The organism is Campylobacter concisus (assembly GCF_002092855.1).
Taxonomy (GTDB): domain Bacteria; phylum Campylobacterota; class Campylobacteria; order Campylobacterales; family Campylobacteraceae; genus Campylobacter_A; species Campylobacter_A concisus_AI.
Genome location: NZ_LVLC01000001.1, coordinates 482,752 through 498,619, shown reverse-complemented (window position 1 = coordinate 498,619; position 15,868 = coordinate 482,752). Strand labels below are relative to the sequence as shown.

Here is a 15,868-nt window from a genome sequence, read left to right as displayed (position 1 = left end):
AAAGTTGCATTAAAATAAAATTTTGCTTGCATATGATAAAAGGCTATAATTTGTGAAATTCTTAAAAGGGAAAAATATGGAAAAGACGCTCTTTTTAATGGCTTCAGTGCTAGCCTTTGCAAATGAAAATTTGATAGAGATCTATACAGATCAAACCATAATCACTCAAAAATTTAGCGACGCAAATAGCTCTTTTAGCGCCTTTGTGCCAGAAGGTGTGCAGAGTGAGAGCATCACTATAAATGGAGATTGTGACGCGAATGCTTATCTAAAAAAGATCAGCGAAGAAAATAGCCAAAGTTACATAAAATGGAAGCAAGAAGTTGCAAATTTAAATAACAAGCTTGAGGCGCTAAATGCAAGAGGTAGGTTTATAGAGCAAGCTTTGATAGGAGAAAATAAAAGTAACGATGTGACAAAAAGAGCTGATGAGTTTTATAAATTTAGCCTAGAAAATATCGAGAAAATTTCAGCTGCTAAAAGTGAGCTTGAAGCGCTTAAAGAAAATGAGCCAAAGAGCGAGATGGCTGGATTTTTGCAACTTGATATGAAATTTGCTTGCGACCCAAAAGAGGCGACGCTTTCATACATGGATGATGAGGCGCCAAAGACGCTAAATGAAATTTATGTAGACACAAAAAACAAAAATATCTTGATAAAACAAGAAATTTTGCTTACCAACCCATTTGCAAGTGAAGTTAAAAATTTAAAACTCGCTATCTATCCGACCAGATATCAAAAAGCGCTTGCTCCAAGCAAGTTTTACCCTTGGTATGAGGAGAGCGAGGCAGAGGCTGATGGTTACGGCACTTCAAAAAATATGCTAAGAGCTGCGAAAGTCACTGCTGAGGTCGCTGATATGCGTGTGCAAAGAGATGAGAATGAGTTTGCCAAAATTTGGAAGATAGATGGGATAAATTTAGCAAAAGGCGAGAGCAAATATATAACTTACGACACGCAAAAAATGGATGCAAATTTTAGCGTTTTTGCTGATTTTTACGGCTCGCTAAAGGCATATAATGTGGCCAGTTTTAAGCTAAATGACGATCTAACTCCAACTAAAACGCAGTTTTACGTTAATAGCGTGAGTGTTGGTAGTCCAAGCGAGTTTGAGATGAAAGCAAAAGATGAGCCCTCTCAGCTATTTTTAGGACAAAACGAGCTAATCGAGCTTAAAAAAGAGCGCTTAAATAAATTTAAAAAGAGCTCGCTTCTTGGCAAAGACCGCATAAGCGAAGAGGGTTATGAGATAAGTGTCAAAAATAACTCAAGTAAGAGCGTTGATATCACTTTGGTGGAGCGTGTGCCAGTGTCTGCTGATGAGGCAGTAAAGGTCGAGGTAAAGGGCTTTGACAAAAAAGATATCAGCAAAGATGGCAAGGTGGAGCTTAAATTTAGGCTTACGCCAAAAGAGGAATTTAAAAAAGAGTACTCTTATAAGATCACAAAGCCAAAAATTTAGAGCAAATTTGCTCTAAATTTAGTCATTTATAAAGGCGCTTGCGATATCTAAAACGTATTTTATTGGATACAAGATATTATCTTTTAACGGCGAAACGAGGATGATGATAAGGATGACAAAGCCATATCGCGAGATGCCCTCAAGCTTCTCTGCCAGTGCGTGAAAGCCAAAATTTCTAAGCGCGTACTCGAGTGCGTGAAAGCCATCAAGTGGCGGGATCGGATAGAGGTTAAAGATAGCTAACATCAAATTTAAAAGCGCAAGCGTAAATAAAAACTGAAGTAAAATTTCAAAGGTTTCTATATTTAATAAAGCCTTTAGCACAAAAAGCGATAAGATGCCTAAGATGACGTTGTAGCAAATGCCAGCTAGACTTACGTAGATAGCTGCCTTGTAGCCGCCATTTCGCACAACTGTGTAGGTATTTACAGGCACTGGTTTTGCCCAGCCAAACATCATGCCAGTGCTTAGATAAAGCACCAGTGGCACGATGATAGTGCCAACAAGATCGATGTGTTTTATAGGGTTTATGCTAAGTCTGCCAAGATTTTTTGCGGTGTTGTCGCCAAATTTATAAGCTACATATCCGTGAGCGATCTCGTGGCCGACGATGGCGATTATTAAAGAGATGACGATAGTGGCGACTTTGACTATGTCTATGTTATCAATGAAGTCCATCTACTTCGCCTTCTTTTAGAGCTTTGTTAGTGAAAAATTCGTCATTTTCTATCGTATCTACAAAGCGTCCGATACGCTCCCAGCGCACATTGTAGTTTTTATCCCAACTAAAATATATAAACCAAGGCTCTCCGACTATGTCCTTGTAAGCCACGCTTCCCCAAAAACGGCTATCATTTGAGTGATCGCGGTTGTCGCCTATCATAAAGTACTCATCCTTTGGCACTTTGACGTAAAATGCATTAAAGTTAAAATTTGGATTTTGCGGCAATGAGCTAAATAGCACTGGCTTCATAAAAACACTATCTTTATTTGTATTTAGCATGAAAATCATCTGCTCAAATAAATTTACATTTTCATCATAGTGGATGCCGCTAAACCTATATGGCTCTTTTATGAAAAGTTTGCCATCAAGCTCGGTTATATCGCTACATGAGTAGCCAAATTTACTCTCTTTACCATTTAAATTTTCACGGCAGTTTGCCTTTATAAAATCATCTCCCTCTTTTGGGCGTAGATATAGGGCTTTTTCAGTAAAGACGATCTCATCTTCGCTTGTGGCAAAGCAGCGTTTTACAAAGTGGGTCTTTTCATCTTTTGGATAACGAAAGACGACTATATCGCCTCTTGCCGGACCATCGCCTGTAATAAGATGCCCATTGTCATTTAGCTCGGGTAAAATTTTTACCTCAAGCCATGGAATTCTTGGTGTTGGTATACCATAAACAAATTTTTTTGCAAATAAAAAATCACCAACCAAAAGCGTGTTTTTCATCGAACCAGACGGGATAACAAAGGCTTGAGCTATGAAAAATATAACAAAAAGCACGATGATGACTGTGCCAGTCCAGCTCGAGCAAAAGTCATAAAATTTAGTAAAAATTTTTTTCATTATTACGCTCTTTTGTGGCTAGCTATCTTAGCTTGGGCTGCAAGGATTGTGTTATTTAAAAGCATCGCAATCGTCATCGGACCCACGCCTCCAGGAACTGGCGTGATGTATGAGCATTTTGGTGCGACCTCGTCAAAATCCACATCGCCTACAAGTCTGCCATCATCAAGTCTATTTATGCCCACATCAACGACCACTGCGCCATCTTTTACCATATCAGCCTTTAAGAAAAATGGCTTGCCAATAGCTGCGACGATGAGGTCAGCATTTTTGCAAATTTCTTTTAAATTTTTAGTTTTGCTGTGAGTGATCGTAACGGTTGCCGAGGCGTTTAGAAGTAAATTTGCCATAGGCTTGCCAACAATGTTGCTTCTGCCGATCACCACCGCGTTTAGTCCAGCCACATCAATGCCATACTCTTTTAAAATTTCCATCACGCCAAGTGGTGTGCAAGGCACAAAGCCATCTAGCCCACTAACAAGTTTGCCAACATTTACAGCGTGAAAGCCATCTACATCTTTTGCTGGATCGATCGTTGCTAAAACGGTATTTGTATCTATATGTTTTGGAAGTGGCAACTGCACTAAAATTCCATGGATACTATCGTCTAAATTTAGCACATTTATAAGCGCTAGAAGCTCTGCTTGGGTTGTATTTTCGCTTAGACGGTGAGCTACGCTTTTTATGCCGTATTCGTTGCAGGCTTTTTCTTTGGCTCTAACGTATGTTTGAGATGCTTTATCTTCGCCTACTAAGATAACAGCTAGGGTTGGCTCTACGCCAAATTTTTTTAGTTCTTCAGCTCTTACTTTTACGCTTTCTTTGACCTTTAAAGATACGGCTTTGCCGTCTAAAATTTTCATATTGGATCCTTATTTAAAAGCTTTTTTAATCACAAGGGTGGTATCATACCTAAAATTAAATTAAATTTTTAAAAGAGAGGTTTATGCGGTCTGTTTTTTTGTTTTTGCTTTTTTGTGTGGCGATTTTTGGTGCTGATTTTATCACAAAGACCGAGTACGCCAAGATGCTCTACCTAAATCCACGCGGCATAGGATGTGACAAGTGCCACGGCACAAAGGGTGAGGGCAGTCTAATCTCTAAATACAAACACTTTGACAAAAAGGCAAACAAAACGGTTGACGATGAGCTTAGAGCACCAAAGATAAATGATATAGATTTTGAAAGCTTTAAAGCCGCTCTAACTAAGCCAAAAGGTGTCATGCCAAGCTATTTTTTGACAGACGAGGAGACTACGATTCTTTATGAGTACATTACAAATAAGATAAATACTCCTTCAAAAGCAGCAAAAGCGCAAAATTTAAGCAAGCCAGTTTCCACTGATACGACGCAAAAACAGCCAGAGCAATCTGCCAAAGCCGCCCCTGCTACAAAACCAGCAGAACCAGCTAAAACTGCACCAGTAAAACCAGCTGAGTCAGCAAAAACTGCTACTACGCAAGCACCAAAGTCGCCAGTAAAACCAGCTACAAACCCAAAAGATAATCAAAAGACAAATTTAAAAACACAAAATCAAAAGGATAAAAAATGACAAATAAAGAGGCATTTAGCGAAGCCAAAAAATATATCCCAGGTGGAGTAAATTCACCAGTTCGCGCATTTGGAAGCGTTGGTGGTGAGCCTGTAATGATCGATCATGCAAAGGGCGCTTATCTATACGACATCGAGGGTAAAAAATACCTTGACTTCATCCAAAGCTGGGGACCGCTCATCTTTGGTCACTGTGACAAAGATATCGAAGAAGCGATCATCTCTGCTGTAAAACAAGGCGTATCTTACGGCGCGCCATCTCCAAAAGAGACCGCTCTAGCAAAGCTAATATGCGATGAGTTTAAACAAATAGATAAAATTCGCTTCGTTAGCTCTGGCACAGAGGCTACCATGAGCGCTATCAGAGTGGCTAGAGGATATGCTAAAAAATATGGACTAATAAAATTTGAGGGCTGCTACCACGGACACAGCGATGCACTTCTTATCAAAGCAGGAAGTGGCGCTACGACATACGGCAACGCTTCAAGCAGTGGCGTGCCACAAGATGTTGTGAAAAACACCTATTTGGCAGTTTATAACGATATAGAAAGCGTAAAAGCCATTTTTGAAAATAATAAAGACAAGATAGGCGTCGTCATAATCGAGCCAATTGCAGGAAATATGGGGCTTGTGCCAGCTAATAAGAAATTTTTAGAAGAGCTTAGAGCGCTTTGCGATAAATTTGGCGCTGTGCTCATTCTTGATGAGGTTATGAGCGGCTTTAGAGCTTCTCGCCTTGGCTCATATCCATTTCACGAAGTGGACGCTGATCTCATCACATTTGGCAAGGTTATAGGCGGAGGTATGAACGTCGCTGCATTTGGAGGTAAGGCTGAGATAATGGACTGCTTAAGCCCAGATGGCGCTGTCTATCAAGCAGGCACGCTAAGTGGCAACCCAGTAGCGATGAGTGCTGGCATAGCGGCGATTTCAAAGATAAATAGTGATCCAAATTTATACGCTAGACTCGAAAAGCTTGCCCTAAAACTAATGGCTGGCTTTAAAGAGGCTGCAAAGAGTGCTGGTATCACCATCCAAACTGATGTTCGTGGCTCGATGTTTGGCTACTTTTTTACAGATCATGCCGTGAAAAACTACGACGATGCGTTAAAGAGCGACACAAAGCTCTTTGCTAAATTTCACCAAGCGATGCTTAAGCGTGGAATTTATCTTGCACCTAGCCAGTTTGAAACTGGATTTGTCTGTGATGCGATGAGTGAAGCAGATATCGATCTAGCGGTAAGCGCAGCCAAAGAGGCATTTTTGGAGATAAAAGCCTAATGGCAAAATTTAAGATAAAAGATATCGTAGCGGGTGCTGAGCAGCTAAGCCTTGGTGTTTCAATCGTAGTTGCGATCTTGCTTGGCACTGGGCTAGGGTATTTTGTAAAAAAGGCTACAAATTTTACACCAGCTCTTTGGATAGGCTTTGCTATTGGCATCGCAGCTGCTATTTTAAATGTCTATAAAGCTTACAAAGCGCAGATAAAAAGCCTAGATGAGCTAAAAGATGAAAGCAGATACAAAGGCTACACAAAAGACGATGATGAGGATGATTAGTAGGCTTTTGATTTGCTATTTTGCGCTTTGGCTAGCTCTTAGCGCGGTTGGCAAATTTATATCAAATCAATTTTTCATAAGCTCGCAAATTTCATTTTTTGCCTCGCTTATTATCTTAACGGCTAGTTTTTTTGCCTACAAAAACCGCATAAATTCTAGACTAGAAAATGCTAGAGATGAAATTTTAGCCAAGATAGAAGAAGAGGACGAAGAGGAAGAAGAAATTTTGCCCCAGAATGAGGCAAAAGATTTTAGCTTAAAGGATGAGAAAGCAAGGCTAAAAAAGCAGAGATTTTCATTTAAAGATAAGAGTTTTGTGGCAGCCTTTATGCCTTACCGCTTGGTGGCTTATGCGATACTTTTTTTTGGATTTATCTTTTTAAAAAATGAAAATTTACTAAATGTGTCTGGTTTTTTAGTTGGGCTTGCTCCGATGCCTATTGGCGCATTTATTTTTGGGCTTATGGAGAATAAATTTAATACCGCAAAGGATACTGATGGCAAGTAGCTTTAGGATCATCCGCTCGATGGGACCGCTATTTTTGGGCATGAGTTTGCTTTTTATCGGAAATGGCCTAGTCATCGCATCTTGTAGCGCACTTCTTAAGCAAAATGGAGTGGGTGAGCTAGAGATTGGATTAATCAATACAGGCTTTTTTGTAGGCGCGTTAATTAGCACCATTACAGCTCACAGAGTCATCTCAACTACTGGCCACATAAGAGCCTTTGCCATCTTTTCAGCTATTTTTGCAGTCTCAGCTATGCTTCATGCGGTAAATCAAAATTTAGTATTCTGGGCGATATTGCGTGCATTTTTGGGATATTGCTATTACGCACTTTTGATGGTTATAGAAAGCTGGCTAAATGCAAAAATTCCAAATAAAATAAGATCTCGCGTGATAGCCTTTTATGAAGGCGTTTTTTACACAAGTTTTGGACTTGGCATTTTGATCTTAGCGCTTAACCTTAATATCTTTGAAATTTTCATCATAAGTGCAGCTTTTATCATGCTCTCAAGCATTCCATTAAATTTGATCCGTATAAATCAGCCTCAAATCCCAGAGCGTCAGCCCATAAACATCCCAAAAATTTTTGGTATCGTCCCGCTCGCTCTTGTTGGTGCGCTCATTGCAGGCTTAGCAATAAACGGCTTTTTTTCGATGGCAAGCCTTTTTGTTTTGCTTCAAGGATACGGCACAAAAGAGGCGTCATTTTTTATGACGGTTGCGATGATCGGAGGCTTTTTAGCTCAAGTTTTTATCGGTAGTTTCTCTGATAGATATGGCAGAAGGCCAGCTATTTTGCTTTGTAGCAGCGTGGCTTTAATAAGTGCGGTTTTGTTTTTGCTAAATGGCAAAAATTTAACGGTTGAATATCTACTTTCATTCTTTTTTGGAGCTGGAATTTTTTGCACTTATGGGCTTTCTTTAGCTAGGGCAAATGACGAGATCACAGACAAGACAAAGAGCGTGCAAGTCGCACGTGCTTTACTATTTAGCTACTCTTTGGCTTCGCTTTTCTCGCCGCTTCTTATGAGCTATGCGATGAAAATTTTTGGAGCATTTGGCTTTATCTATGTTTATTTGGTGCTTTTTGCTGGACTTATTTTATTTGCACTAACGCAAAAGACAATACCACAGCACATGAGAAAAGAGTATAACGATAGGCTCGTTGCAAGGACGGCTGGCATAGCTACTATTGAGCAAAATGGAAATTTTGCCGATAGAAAAAATAAAAAGTAAAAAATGGACGTAGGAAATTCTTTGAATATATCAAATACTTCGGTTCAAACCGGGCAAAATACTGCTCAAAATGTGCCAGTTCGTAAAAATGAAGGCTCGCTTTTTAAAAATCAGCCAAGCGTACAAACGCATAGTGAGCAAAGCATTTCAGAGACACTTGATAATGTTGGAAAACTCGTTGCAAGAGTACTTGATGATCTAAAAAGTGCTTCAAGTCTTAGCAAGGCTGAACAAATTTTATCTCAGGCAAAAGACACGAAAATCGCTCCAAATTTAGCAGGTGAGCTATCAGACCTTGCAAAAAGCTTAGAATTAGAAGCAACCCAAAATGAAAGCCCTGAGATAAAGAGCCTTGCACTAAAGCTAAAAGAATTTCTAAAACCAATAGCCGATCTAAAAGCTGGCTCACTAAATGATCAGATCAAAAACTCAGGTGTAATGCTTGAAGCAAATTTAAAAGACGCACTTAGTCCAGAGAAGCTTCCAAGCTCGGTTCAGAAGCTACTAAGCGATATAAAAAATCTCTCAAGCGGGAATTTACTAAATCAAATTTTAACCCTAAATGATGAAAAATTAGACAATCAAAATTCTTTTTCAAAGCTTGCTTCTATACTTGAAAAAGCGAGCAATGACGCAAAAAACATCCTTGATAACTCAAATATAAAAACCCTTTTAAAAGATGTTGATAAGCTTGATAGTGTGGTTAAATTTTTAGATAAAAATTTTTCAAAAGATCAAAATGGTGAGCTAGTAAAAAATCAAATAGGCAAAATGCAAAATTTCATCTCAAATTTAAGTGAAAAAGTCGCAAGCCTGGCAAATGAAAAGCTAAATCAAAATTTTGGTTTTAGCCAAAATCACAAAGAGCTAAAAACTATCCTTGATAGCATAAAAAACGATCTAAAAACGCTAAATAATATAGGCGATGAAGCAGGGCTTGTAAAAGCGTTTAATGAGATGAGCGATGTTTCAAAGGATGGTAGCTTGCAAGATAAGCTCCAAAGTGCGGCGAGACGTCTTGCTCATAGCCTAAGTCTTGCTGATGCTAAGGCAAGTTTGGCTAAAAATGAGCTAAGTGAGAGCAAGGCGCTTTTAAAGCAGTTAAATCTCGCTACAAACGATATAAATAACATTACGATTAAAAATAGCAGCGAAATTTCAAAAGTGCTAAGCCAAGATATAAAAAGTACGCTTTTAAACATCAGTGAAAAGAGTCAAAACCCACAAAGCGTAAATGCTGCAAATAAGATGATTTCGCAGATCGAGATGCATCAAATGATATCAAGCCTTCAAGGCGGGATTCAAACTTATATGCCTTATATTTGGGACGGCGTTGAGGGTGGAAATATCGCATTTAAGCAAGGCAAAAAGGATAAATTTTACGCTCAGATCGATCTAAATTTTAAGAAATTTGGACAGATAAATGTGATGGTTGGACTTATTGATAAAAGGTACATTGATCTTTCGGTAGCTACGCAAACAAATGAGTTTAAGGAGCTAATCCTCTCAAACTCTAGCGAATTAAAACAAGCAATATCAAAGCTTGGACTTATAGTTTCAAACTTTAATATCAAAACTTTGTCAAAAGTGAAGCTAAATGATAGATTTAAAAAATTTGGTGGCCTTGATGTGGGCTTTGATAAGAAAATTTAATGCAAGTAAATAAGAAAAAAGCAGTAGCTCTTGGCTACAACAGATCTAAAGATAATGCTCCAAGAGTGCTGGCTAATGGCGCTGGTGAGATAGCAAATAGAATAATTGATCTTGCAAAAGAGCATGATATACCGATCAAAGAGGATCCTGACCTTATTGAAATTTTAAGCAAGGTTGAAGTTGATCAAGAAATTCCACCAAATTTATATAAAGCTGTTGCTGAAATTTTTAGCTTTTTGTATAAGATCACAAAGAAATGATCTATAAATTTGCTTAAAAATTAGCAAAACATATAAAGAGTAGTGGGGGTATTGACGATATACAAAAAGTGGTGTAAGCTAAATATTAAATTAAAAATTTAAAGGCTATTTGTGGCACAAAAATTAATATTAATAGGGGCGTCTACTGGCGGGCCTGGGCATTTAAAAAAGTTACTAAAAAACGTAAAACTAAATGGAGCTATCATCGTGATAGCCCAGCACATGAATAAAATGTTTATAAACTCTTTTGCTATGCAAATCGGAAAAGAGTGTGGCTTGGATGTTGAAATTTTAAATGAGAGGAAAATTTTAAAAGAAAATACCGTATATGTCTGCGAACAAAATGTAGTGGTGTCGCCAAATTTACCAATTAGCGCAAAGCCAAATACAGAAGAAAAGACTATATATACGCCAAATGTTGATGTGCTGTTTAAATCTGGAGTTGGAATTTGTAAAAGCGCAAATGTCCTAGCCATCTTGCTAACTGGTATCGGAGACGATGGTGCGGCTGGGCTTGATAAGCTTTATAAGGCTGGAGCAAAATGTATAGCTGAAAATGAGGAGAGTGCGATAGTGTATGGTATGCCAAAACGTGCAAAGGAGCTAAATCAGAGCCTAAAATCACTAAACCTAACCATGATAAAAAAAGAGATGGAGGATTTTTTAAATGCTACTAACTAATAATGCAAAAGATATAAAAATAGCACAAACAGATACTCCGCAAGATATGGATGGTTTTAATGATTTTATGAATGTGATCAAGACTCTTTGCGGAGTTGATCTTGAGCCAAAAAGAGATATTACTTTGCAGCGAATTACCATTTTTATTAGAGATCGCCAGATAAAAAGCTTTAAAGATCTTGTTTCGATGATAAAATATAACTCAAGCTTGCGACAAGACATTTTAAATCTAGTAACTGTAAATGAGACTTATTTTTATAGAGAGTTGCCTCAACTTAAAGACGTGATCTATTACGCAAAGGAGCTTGGAGGAGCTAGAATTTTGTGTGCTCCTTGCTCCACTGGAGATGAGTCATATTCGCTTGCGATGCTTGCTTATGAGATGGGATTTAAACAGCATGAAATTTCAATCGTAGGTATAGACATAAACTCAGAAGCCATAGCAAGCTGTCAAAACGGCATTTTTAGTGAGAGGAGCTTGCATAGGTTAAGCGATTTTCAAAAAGAGAGATTTTTTACAAAAGTCGATGATAAATTTAAGATAAAAAAAGAAATTTTACCAAGGTGTGAGTTTAAAATTTTAAATGTTTTTGATGACGCTATTTTTAATCTAGGAAAATTTGATATCGTGCTTTCAAGAAATATGATGATCTATTTTGATGATGATTTTAGATTAAAATGTGTTGAGAGGCTTCATAAATTGCTTAAGCCAGATGGTAGGCTTTACGCTGGACACGCTGATCTTGTGCCTTACACTCCAGCTTATGAAAAACGCTTTTCAAATGGAACTACCTACTATCTAAAAAAATAAAAATTTGCCAAGTCGCCTTTTAACTTAGGCGACTTAATTTAAAAACAATCACCTTATTTTGTAGCTTTTTAATACGATGTGATAGTAAAAAGCCCCTACAAAAAAGAGGCTTCCCATAAAACTCGCAATCATCTCAACGCTAAATCCAATATCATAAAGCAGACCAATGATAAATGAAATGAGAGCGCTAAAGCCAAGAAAAACCATATCGTTATATGCAATCACTCGGCCATAAAATTCTTTTTTGCAGTTTTGCTGAAGCATCGTATAGGTGTAGCTCCAAAGACTTGATGTGCAAAATCCAGCGAAGATAATGCCAATAAGCGATAGATAAAAATTCCAAAGCGATAAAGCCCAAATAATGATACCAAGGCCTTGACCGATATATACGAAAATAAGCGTATTTTTATTTATAAATTTACTAAGTATGGCTGGAGCAAACATAAGTGAAATGGATCTTGAAGTATTTAATAGTCCTATAATTAATGATGTCGAGAGTAAATTTGCATATTTGTAATCAGCCAAAAGTGCGATCAATGCGTCATAAGCGGTAATGCCAACAAAGGCGTGTAAGAATATAAGATGCACGATGAGTCTATTTTCTTTTAGATATTTAAGCCCATTTTTGAGCATTTTTAGAGGCTTTTCTATAAATTCTGGCTTTAGGCCTTGTAAATTTAAAAAATATAAAAATCCAAAGCTAAGAATGTATAGTATGCCATCAAGTAAAAAGGCGCTTTTAATACCAAAAAAGTGTATATAAACTCCAGCCAGCCCCATGCCAGCAGTGTATGAGACCGCCCAAATGATAGAGTGGATCTCATTTGCGAGTTTGAGATTTTCTTTGCTTAAAATTTTTGGCAGTACGCTCATCTCTACTTGAAAATACATTCCACCAGTGCCATTTCTAATAAAAATGATAAGTAAAAGTAGCCATAAAAAATCAAGTGAGTCTATAAAAAGAAGCATAAAAACGCTTATCGTCTCAACTGCCATCATGATGACAAGCATTGGTTTTGGGCTAAATTTATCAACTAAAATTCCACTAAATGGAGCTATGACAACACCTGGGATAAATGCCATTGCTGCACTTAGTGTGATAGCCCAGACAGGAGCGTCAAGCTTGATAAGAAGGGTAAAAATACCTGTGTGCGAAAACCATACGCCAAAATAGCATATAAGCTGAATGATGCTTAAAAGGCGAAAATTTCTCTCTTCTTTTAAAAGTTTAAGATATTCTTTCAACTTATTGATTCCACATTAGCGTTATTTGCTCTATCTTTGTTTCATCTGGTATATCGTTTAGGCTTGTTATCTCTTTGGCAAGTGTATTTTTTAGTGTGATTAGCATATCGTGGCTATCTATTTTTAGATAGATGTTGCTTTTATCACTACGAAATTTAGAAATGACAAGAGAATTTTTTATATCTTTGAAATTTGATTTAAGGCTGATATTTTCTGGAGTTTTAAACTCGTTTGAATAAATTTCAATGCTTGTGATAATGCCATTTAGTAAGGTGTATTCAAAAATTCTTTCATTTTTATTTATTACGATGTAGCTGTTTTCTTTTTTTGTGTTATCACGTTTTATGTTTTTTGAGCCGTAAATTTTTATCACATCTCTATTTGCTGATTCGTTTGTCAGCTCTGCAAAAAAGCCTTTACCAAAGAGATTTTTTTGATCTTTATCTTTTTTATATCGTCCGCTTATGTGAGCATTTTTACAAATTTTATAGTTTGCTACTAGAAAAATTGCATTATTTATTCTGTGTATGCTTAGGGCGATGCCTTTTTCATCTAAAAGGTAAAAAATTCCCTTGTCGTAAAGTAGCTCAGAGCTAAACTCGCAAAGTGGCAAGCCATTTTTTAATGATGAATAAAAACTTATTTTTGCACCATTTTTGCTTGGTACGATTACGATATCTAAAAAGTTATCTTTGTTTTTAAATTTATAAAATTTAGCAAAAAAACTATCTTTGTAAGCTTTATTTACCGGTTCAAAATTATAAATTTGAGCTAGCACGCCAACTCGCTTATTTTTCTTATCATCAAGCTGAAGAAGTGAGTTTTTATTTGGTGCAAAATAGCTAAGATTGCCATTTTCATCTTTTAAAATGATAGCACTATCATCAACATCAAATGTACCATTTTTTTCAACCAAGCTTACTTCTTTATCCATAGTAAGCATTGTTTTTGTGTAGGTTTTGTCTTTATTTAGCGTAATGATGGTTTTTATGCCTTCACAGTTTGGGCAAGGCAAAATAGTGTGAAAACTACTATAAATTGAGTTTGGAAGTATTAGCTTTTCTGACTTTTTGGGTGTATTTGCCTGAACTAACGGCTTGTCTTCTTTTACTGTATTTTGTGTGCTTTGTTTTGGCTCTAAATTTTCATTTTTTGCGCAGCCAAGGATGAAAAATGAGATAAGTATGGCAAAAAGATATTTCATTTGCAACTCCTTAAAAATTGCAAAATTATATCATTTTGCCTTTAAAATTTATTTTACGCGTTTAAAGATATATTTATCTTTTAGCTCGCCAGTGACCTCTTTTTGATCCATATCTAGCATTTTTAGGTTCTCGCCTTCTATTTTATAAAAGCTCTTTTCTTTATACTCGTCAATCGTTGTTATCACACCATTTTCGATTGAGTATTTGCCTTTACTAACGGCTTTGTAGTTGTCTTTTGACTTGTAGTTCATCACACTTTCAAATGTGCCGTCCTTTTTTAGTATAAGGGTTGAGTCTATACCCATGCAGCTAGCGCAAGGCAAAAATGCTTTATAAGTGCCCTCGATGCTGTTAATTGGAGCTTCGCAGCTACTTTTTACTTCACATTTGCCTTGTGGGACGTTTGTGTTTTGGCTAGATGATGCACAACCTGCCAAAAGTAGAGCCGCACTTAGTGCAAATATAAAATTTTTCATGCTAATCCTTTTTGAAAATAAAATTTAAAATGTATTATAATACTTAAGAAAATAACAAATTATAAATTAAAGGAGTAAAAATGCAAATCGAAGCATTTGGCGTTTTAGTCGTAGTTCTGGTTATCTTTGCGTTCTTGTTTTTAAAGGCTGGCATCAAGATCGTCTCACAAGCTGATAATCTACTCATCGAGCGACTTGGTAAATTTCACAAGGTGCTTGATGGCGGATTTCACATAATCATCCCATTTGTCGATCAAATAAGAGCGATAATCACCGTAAAAGAACAACTTGTTGATATCACAAAACAGCAAGTCATCACAAAAGATAACGTTAATATAAGCGTTGATGGCATCGTCTTTTTAAAGGTCTTTGACGCAAAAATGGCGGTTTATAATGTCGATAACTACAAGCGTGCCATTGCAAATTTAGCCATGACTACGCTTCGTGGCGAGATAGGCGCGATGAATCTTGACGATACGCTAAGCTCACGTGACCGCCTAAATGCTGCACTTCAAGTGGCTCTTGGCGACGCTGCTGGCAACTGGGGCGTAAAGATCATGCGTGTAGAAATTTCTGAAATTTCTGTTCCACTAGGCATCGAAGAAGCGATGAATATGCAGATGAAAGCTGAGCGCGAAAAACGTGCGATCGAGCTAAAAGCCTTAGCTGAAAAAGAGGCGTTAATCCGCAATGCAGAGGCGCTAAAACAAGAAAAAGTGCTTCAAGCAGAGGCTATAGAGCGTATGGCTGATGCAAAAAAATACGAGCAAATCGCCATTGCAACGGCTCAAAAAGAGGCTATGGATATGATAAATGATAGTATGAGCAAAAACGCAAATGCGGCTGAATTTTTGCTCGCGCGCGATAGAGTCGGGGCATTTAGTGAGCTGGCTAAAAATAGCTCAAAAGATAAAATTTTAGTTCCTTATGAGGCGACTGAGCTTATTGGTTCACTTAGCGTTTTGAAAAATTTCCTAGCTAAGGATAAGGCGTGATCAGCCCTTTTATAATGATAGCAATCGGTGTGGTTTTGTGCATCACCGAGTTTATCTTTTTCTCATTTTATTTGCTATTTTTTGGCATAGCTTTTATCGTAGTTGGAGCTATAAATTTTGGTTTTAGTTTTGCTTGGAGCTATCAAATTTTAATTACAGCAGCGATTGCGATCGTGCTCCTTGTGCTTTTAAAAGCGCCGTTGAAGAGTAAATTTATGTCCAGAAAAGAGAGTTTTAACGAGGAATTTTTAGACGAAGCCGGAGTTGGCGAGATCAGAGAAAATATGGTCTATTTCAAAGGCACTCTTTGGAAATACGACGGAAATTTAGCTAATGGAGAGAAGGTGACGGTTCTTGGCACCAAAGGTGACAAGGTGATATTAAAATAAAAGTGCCTTTTTGGCACTTTTACTATTTTGCGTGAGCTGGGCAGCCTTGCATGTCGCCGTGCATTGAGCCTTGCATCATGCAACCTTGATGGTGGCAACCTTGTTTTTGCATATCACTTTTTGTCTCTTTGTGATGAGGGCAACCGCAACCTTCGTGGCTTGCTGGCTTTGGCTCATTTTTAGCACAACCAACTAAAAATAGGCCTACAACTGCGGCTAAAACGATCTTTTTCATATTTACTCCTTCAAAAAGTTTCCTATTCTATCTT

Annotated in this window: 19 protein-coding genes; 12 read left to right on the top strand and 7 right to left on the bottom strand. The window is 37.4% G+C overall.

The features are described 5' to 3' along the window. Positions 1–76: 76 nt before the first annotated feature. The gene (locus A3223_RS02485; protein WP_084108521.1) at positions 77–1,462 is read left to right on the top strand and encodes a DUF4139 domain-containing protein; all 1,386 of its coding nucleotides are present in this window, start codon (positions 77–79) and stop codon (positions 1,460–1,462) included. Between the two features lie 18 nt (positions 1,463–1,480). Here the strand turns inward: A3223_RS02485 and A3223_RS02480 are convergent, their stop codons facing one another. From A3223_RS02480 to folD, 3 genes are read right to left on the bottom strand one after another with little or no spacing between them, the layout of a single operon-like run. Beyond that, positions 1,481–2,140, bottom strand: a complete 660-nt coding sequence (locus tag A3223_RS02480; protein ID WP_084108518.1) for a site-2 protease family protein — start codon at positions 2,138–2,140, stop codon at positions 1,481–1,483. Continuing rightward, complete coding sequence (gene lepB / locus A3223_RS02475) at positions 2,127–3,032, bottom strand: signal peptidase I (protein WP_084108515.1); 906 nt, start codon at positions 3,030–3,032, stop codon at positions 2,127–2,129. Before lepB ends, A3223_RS02480 begins: the two co-directional genes overlap by 14 nt. Before the next feature lie 2 nt (positions 3,033–3,034). Next, on the bottom strand, positions 3,035–3,895 hold the full coding sequence (gene folD, locus A3223_RS02470; RefSeq protein WP_084108513.1) for a bifunctional methylenetetrahydrofolate dehydrogenase/methenyltetrahydrofolate cyclohydrolase FolD: 861 nt from the start codon (positions 3,893–3,895) through the stop codon (positions 3,035–3,037). An 83-nt stretch (positions 3,896–3,978) separates the two neighbouring features. Between folD and A3223_RS09980 the strand changes: the two genes are divergently transcribed. The 9 genes from A3223_RS09980 (at position 3,979) to A3223_RS02425 (ending at position 11,289) form a co-directional block, all read left to right on the top strand. After that, a complete protein-coding gene (locus tag A3223_RS09980) occupies positions 3,979–4,584 on the top strand; it encodes a c-type cytochrome (RefSeq protein WP_084108510.1) in 606 nt (201 codons plus the stop codon). Next, on the top strand, positions 4,581–5,864 hold the full coding sequence (hemL, locus tag A3223_RS02460; protein ID WP_084108507.1) for a glutamate-1-semialdehyde 2,1-aminomutase: 1,284 nt from the start codon (positions 4,581–4,583) through the stop codon (positions 5,862–5,864). Before A3223_RS09980 ends, hemL begins: the two co-directional genes overlap by 4 nt. Beyond that, positions 5,864–6,142, top strand: coding sequence for an AtpZ/AtpI family protein (locus A3223_RS02455; protein WP_084108504.1), 279 nt, complete (start codon positions 5,864–5,866; stop codon positions 6,140–6,142). The genes hemL and A3223_RS02455 overlap by 1 nt, the downstream gene beginning before the upstream one ends. Next, positions 6,093–6,650 carry a hypothetical protein gene (locus tag A3223_RS02450; RefSeq protein ID WP_257639222.1) on the top strand — a complete coding sequence of 186 codons (558 nt, stop codon included), beginning with the start codon at positions 6,093–6,095 and terminating at the stop codon, positions 6,648–6,650. Before A3223_RS02455 ends, A3223_RS02450 begins: the two co-directional genes overlap by 50 nt. Beyond that, positions 6,640–7,884 (top strand): MFS transporter, encoded by a 1,245-nt coding sequence (locus tag A3223_RS02445; RefSeq protein ID WP_084108498.1) that lies wholly within the window; start codon positions 6,640–6,642, stop codon positions 7,882–7,884. Before A3223_RS02450 ends, A3223_RS02445 begins: the two co-directional genes overlap by 11 nt. A 21-nt stretch (positions 7,885–7,905) precedes the next feature. Next, positions 7,906–9,537, top strand: coding sequence for a flagellar hook-length control protein FliK (gene fliK / locus A3223_RS02440; RefSeq protein WP_180378688.1), 1,632 nt, complete (start codon positions 7,906–7,908; stop codon positions 9,535–9,537). After that, positions 9,537–9,797 (top strand): FlhB-like flagellar biosynthesis protein, encoded by a 261-nt coding sequence (locus A3223_RS02435; protein WP_084108494.1) that lies wholly within the window; start codon positions 9,537–9,539, stop codon positions 9,795–9,797. Before fliK ends, A3223_RS02435 begins: the two co-directional genes overlap by 1 nt. A 111-nt stretch (positions 9,798–9,908) precedes the next feature. Continuing rightward, a complete protein-coding gene (locus tag A3223_RS02430; RefSeq protein ID WP_084108492.1) occupies positions 9,909–10,478 on the top strand; it encodes a CheB methylesterase domain-containing protein in 570 nt (189 codons plus the stop codon). After that, positions 10,465–11,289 carry a CheR family methyltransferase gene (locus A3223_RS02425; protein WP_084108490.1) on the top strand — a complete coding sequence of 275 codons (825 nt, stop codon included), beginning with the start codon at positions 10,465–10,467 and terminating at the stop codon, positions 11,287–11,289. The genes A3223_RS02430 and A3223_RS02425 overlap by 14 nt, the downstream gene beginning before the upstream one ends. A gap of 48 nt (positions 11,290–11,337) precedes the next feature. On the opposite strand, the gene A3223_RS02420 is transcribed toward A3223_RS02425, so the two are convergent. Genes A3223_RS02420 through A3223_RS02410 form a run of 3 tightly spaced genes read right to left on the bottom strand, consistent with a single transcriptional unit; the run spans position 11,338 to position 14,215 of the window. Further along, on the bottom strand, positions 11,338–12,534 hold the full coding sequence (locus A3223_RS02420; RefSeq protein WP_084108488.1) for an MFS transporter: 1,197 nt from the start codon (positions 12,532–12,534) through the stop codon (positions 11,338–11,340). Position 12,535: 1 nt separating this feature from the next. Then, entirely contained in the window at positions 12,536–13,738 is a 1,203-nt protein-coding gene (locus tag A3223_RS02415; RefSeq protein WP_084108486.1) for a copper resistance protein NlpE, read from the bottom strand. A 48-nt stretch (positions 13,739–13,786) separates the two neighbouring features. Beyond that, a complete protein-coding gene (locus A3223_RS02410) occupies positions 13,787–14,215 on the bottom strand; it encodes a copper resistance protein NlpE (protein ID WP_084108484.1) in 429 nt (142 codons plus the stop codon). A gap of 80 nt (positions 14,216–14,295) precedes the next feature. Between A3223_RS02410 and A3223_RS02405 the strand changes: the two genes are divergently transcribed. Both A3223_RS02405 and A3223_RS02400 read left to right on the top strand, forming a co-directional pair. Next, entirely contained in the window at positions 14,296–15,210 is a 915-nt protein-coding gene (locus A3223_RS02405; RefSeq protein ID WP_054196349.1) for an SPFH domain-containing protein, read from the top strand. Continuing rightward, complete coding sequence (locus A3223_RS02400; RefSeq protein ID WP_021090625.1) at positions 15,207–15,599, top strand: NfeD family protein; 393 nt, start codon at positions 15,207–15,209, stop codon at positions 15,597–15,599. Before A3223_RS02405 ends, A3223_RS02400 begins: the two co-directional genes overlap by 4 nt. Positions 15,600–15,621: 22 nt before the next feature. On the opposite strand, the gene A3223_RS02395 is transcribed toward A3223_RS02400, so the two are convergent. Continuing rightward, positions 15,622–15,834, bottom strand: a complete 213-nt coding sequence (locus A3223_RS02395; RefSeq protein WP_084108482.1) for a hypothetical protein — start codon at positions 15,832–15,834, stop codon at positions 15,622–15,624. Between the last annotated feature and the right edge of the window lie 34 nt (positions 15,835–15,868).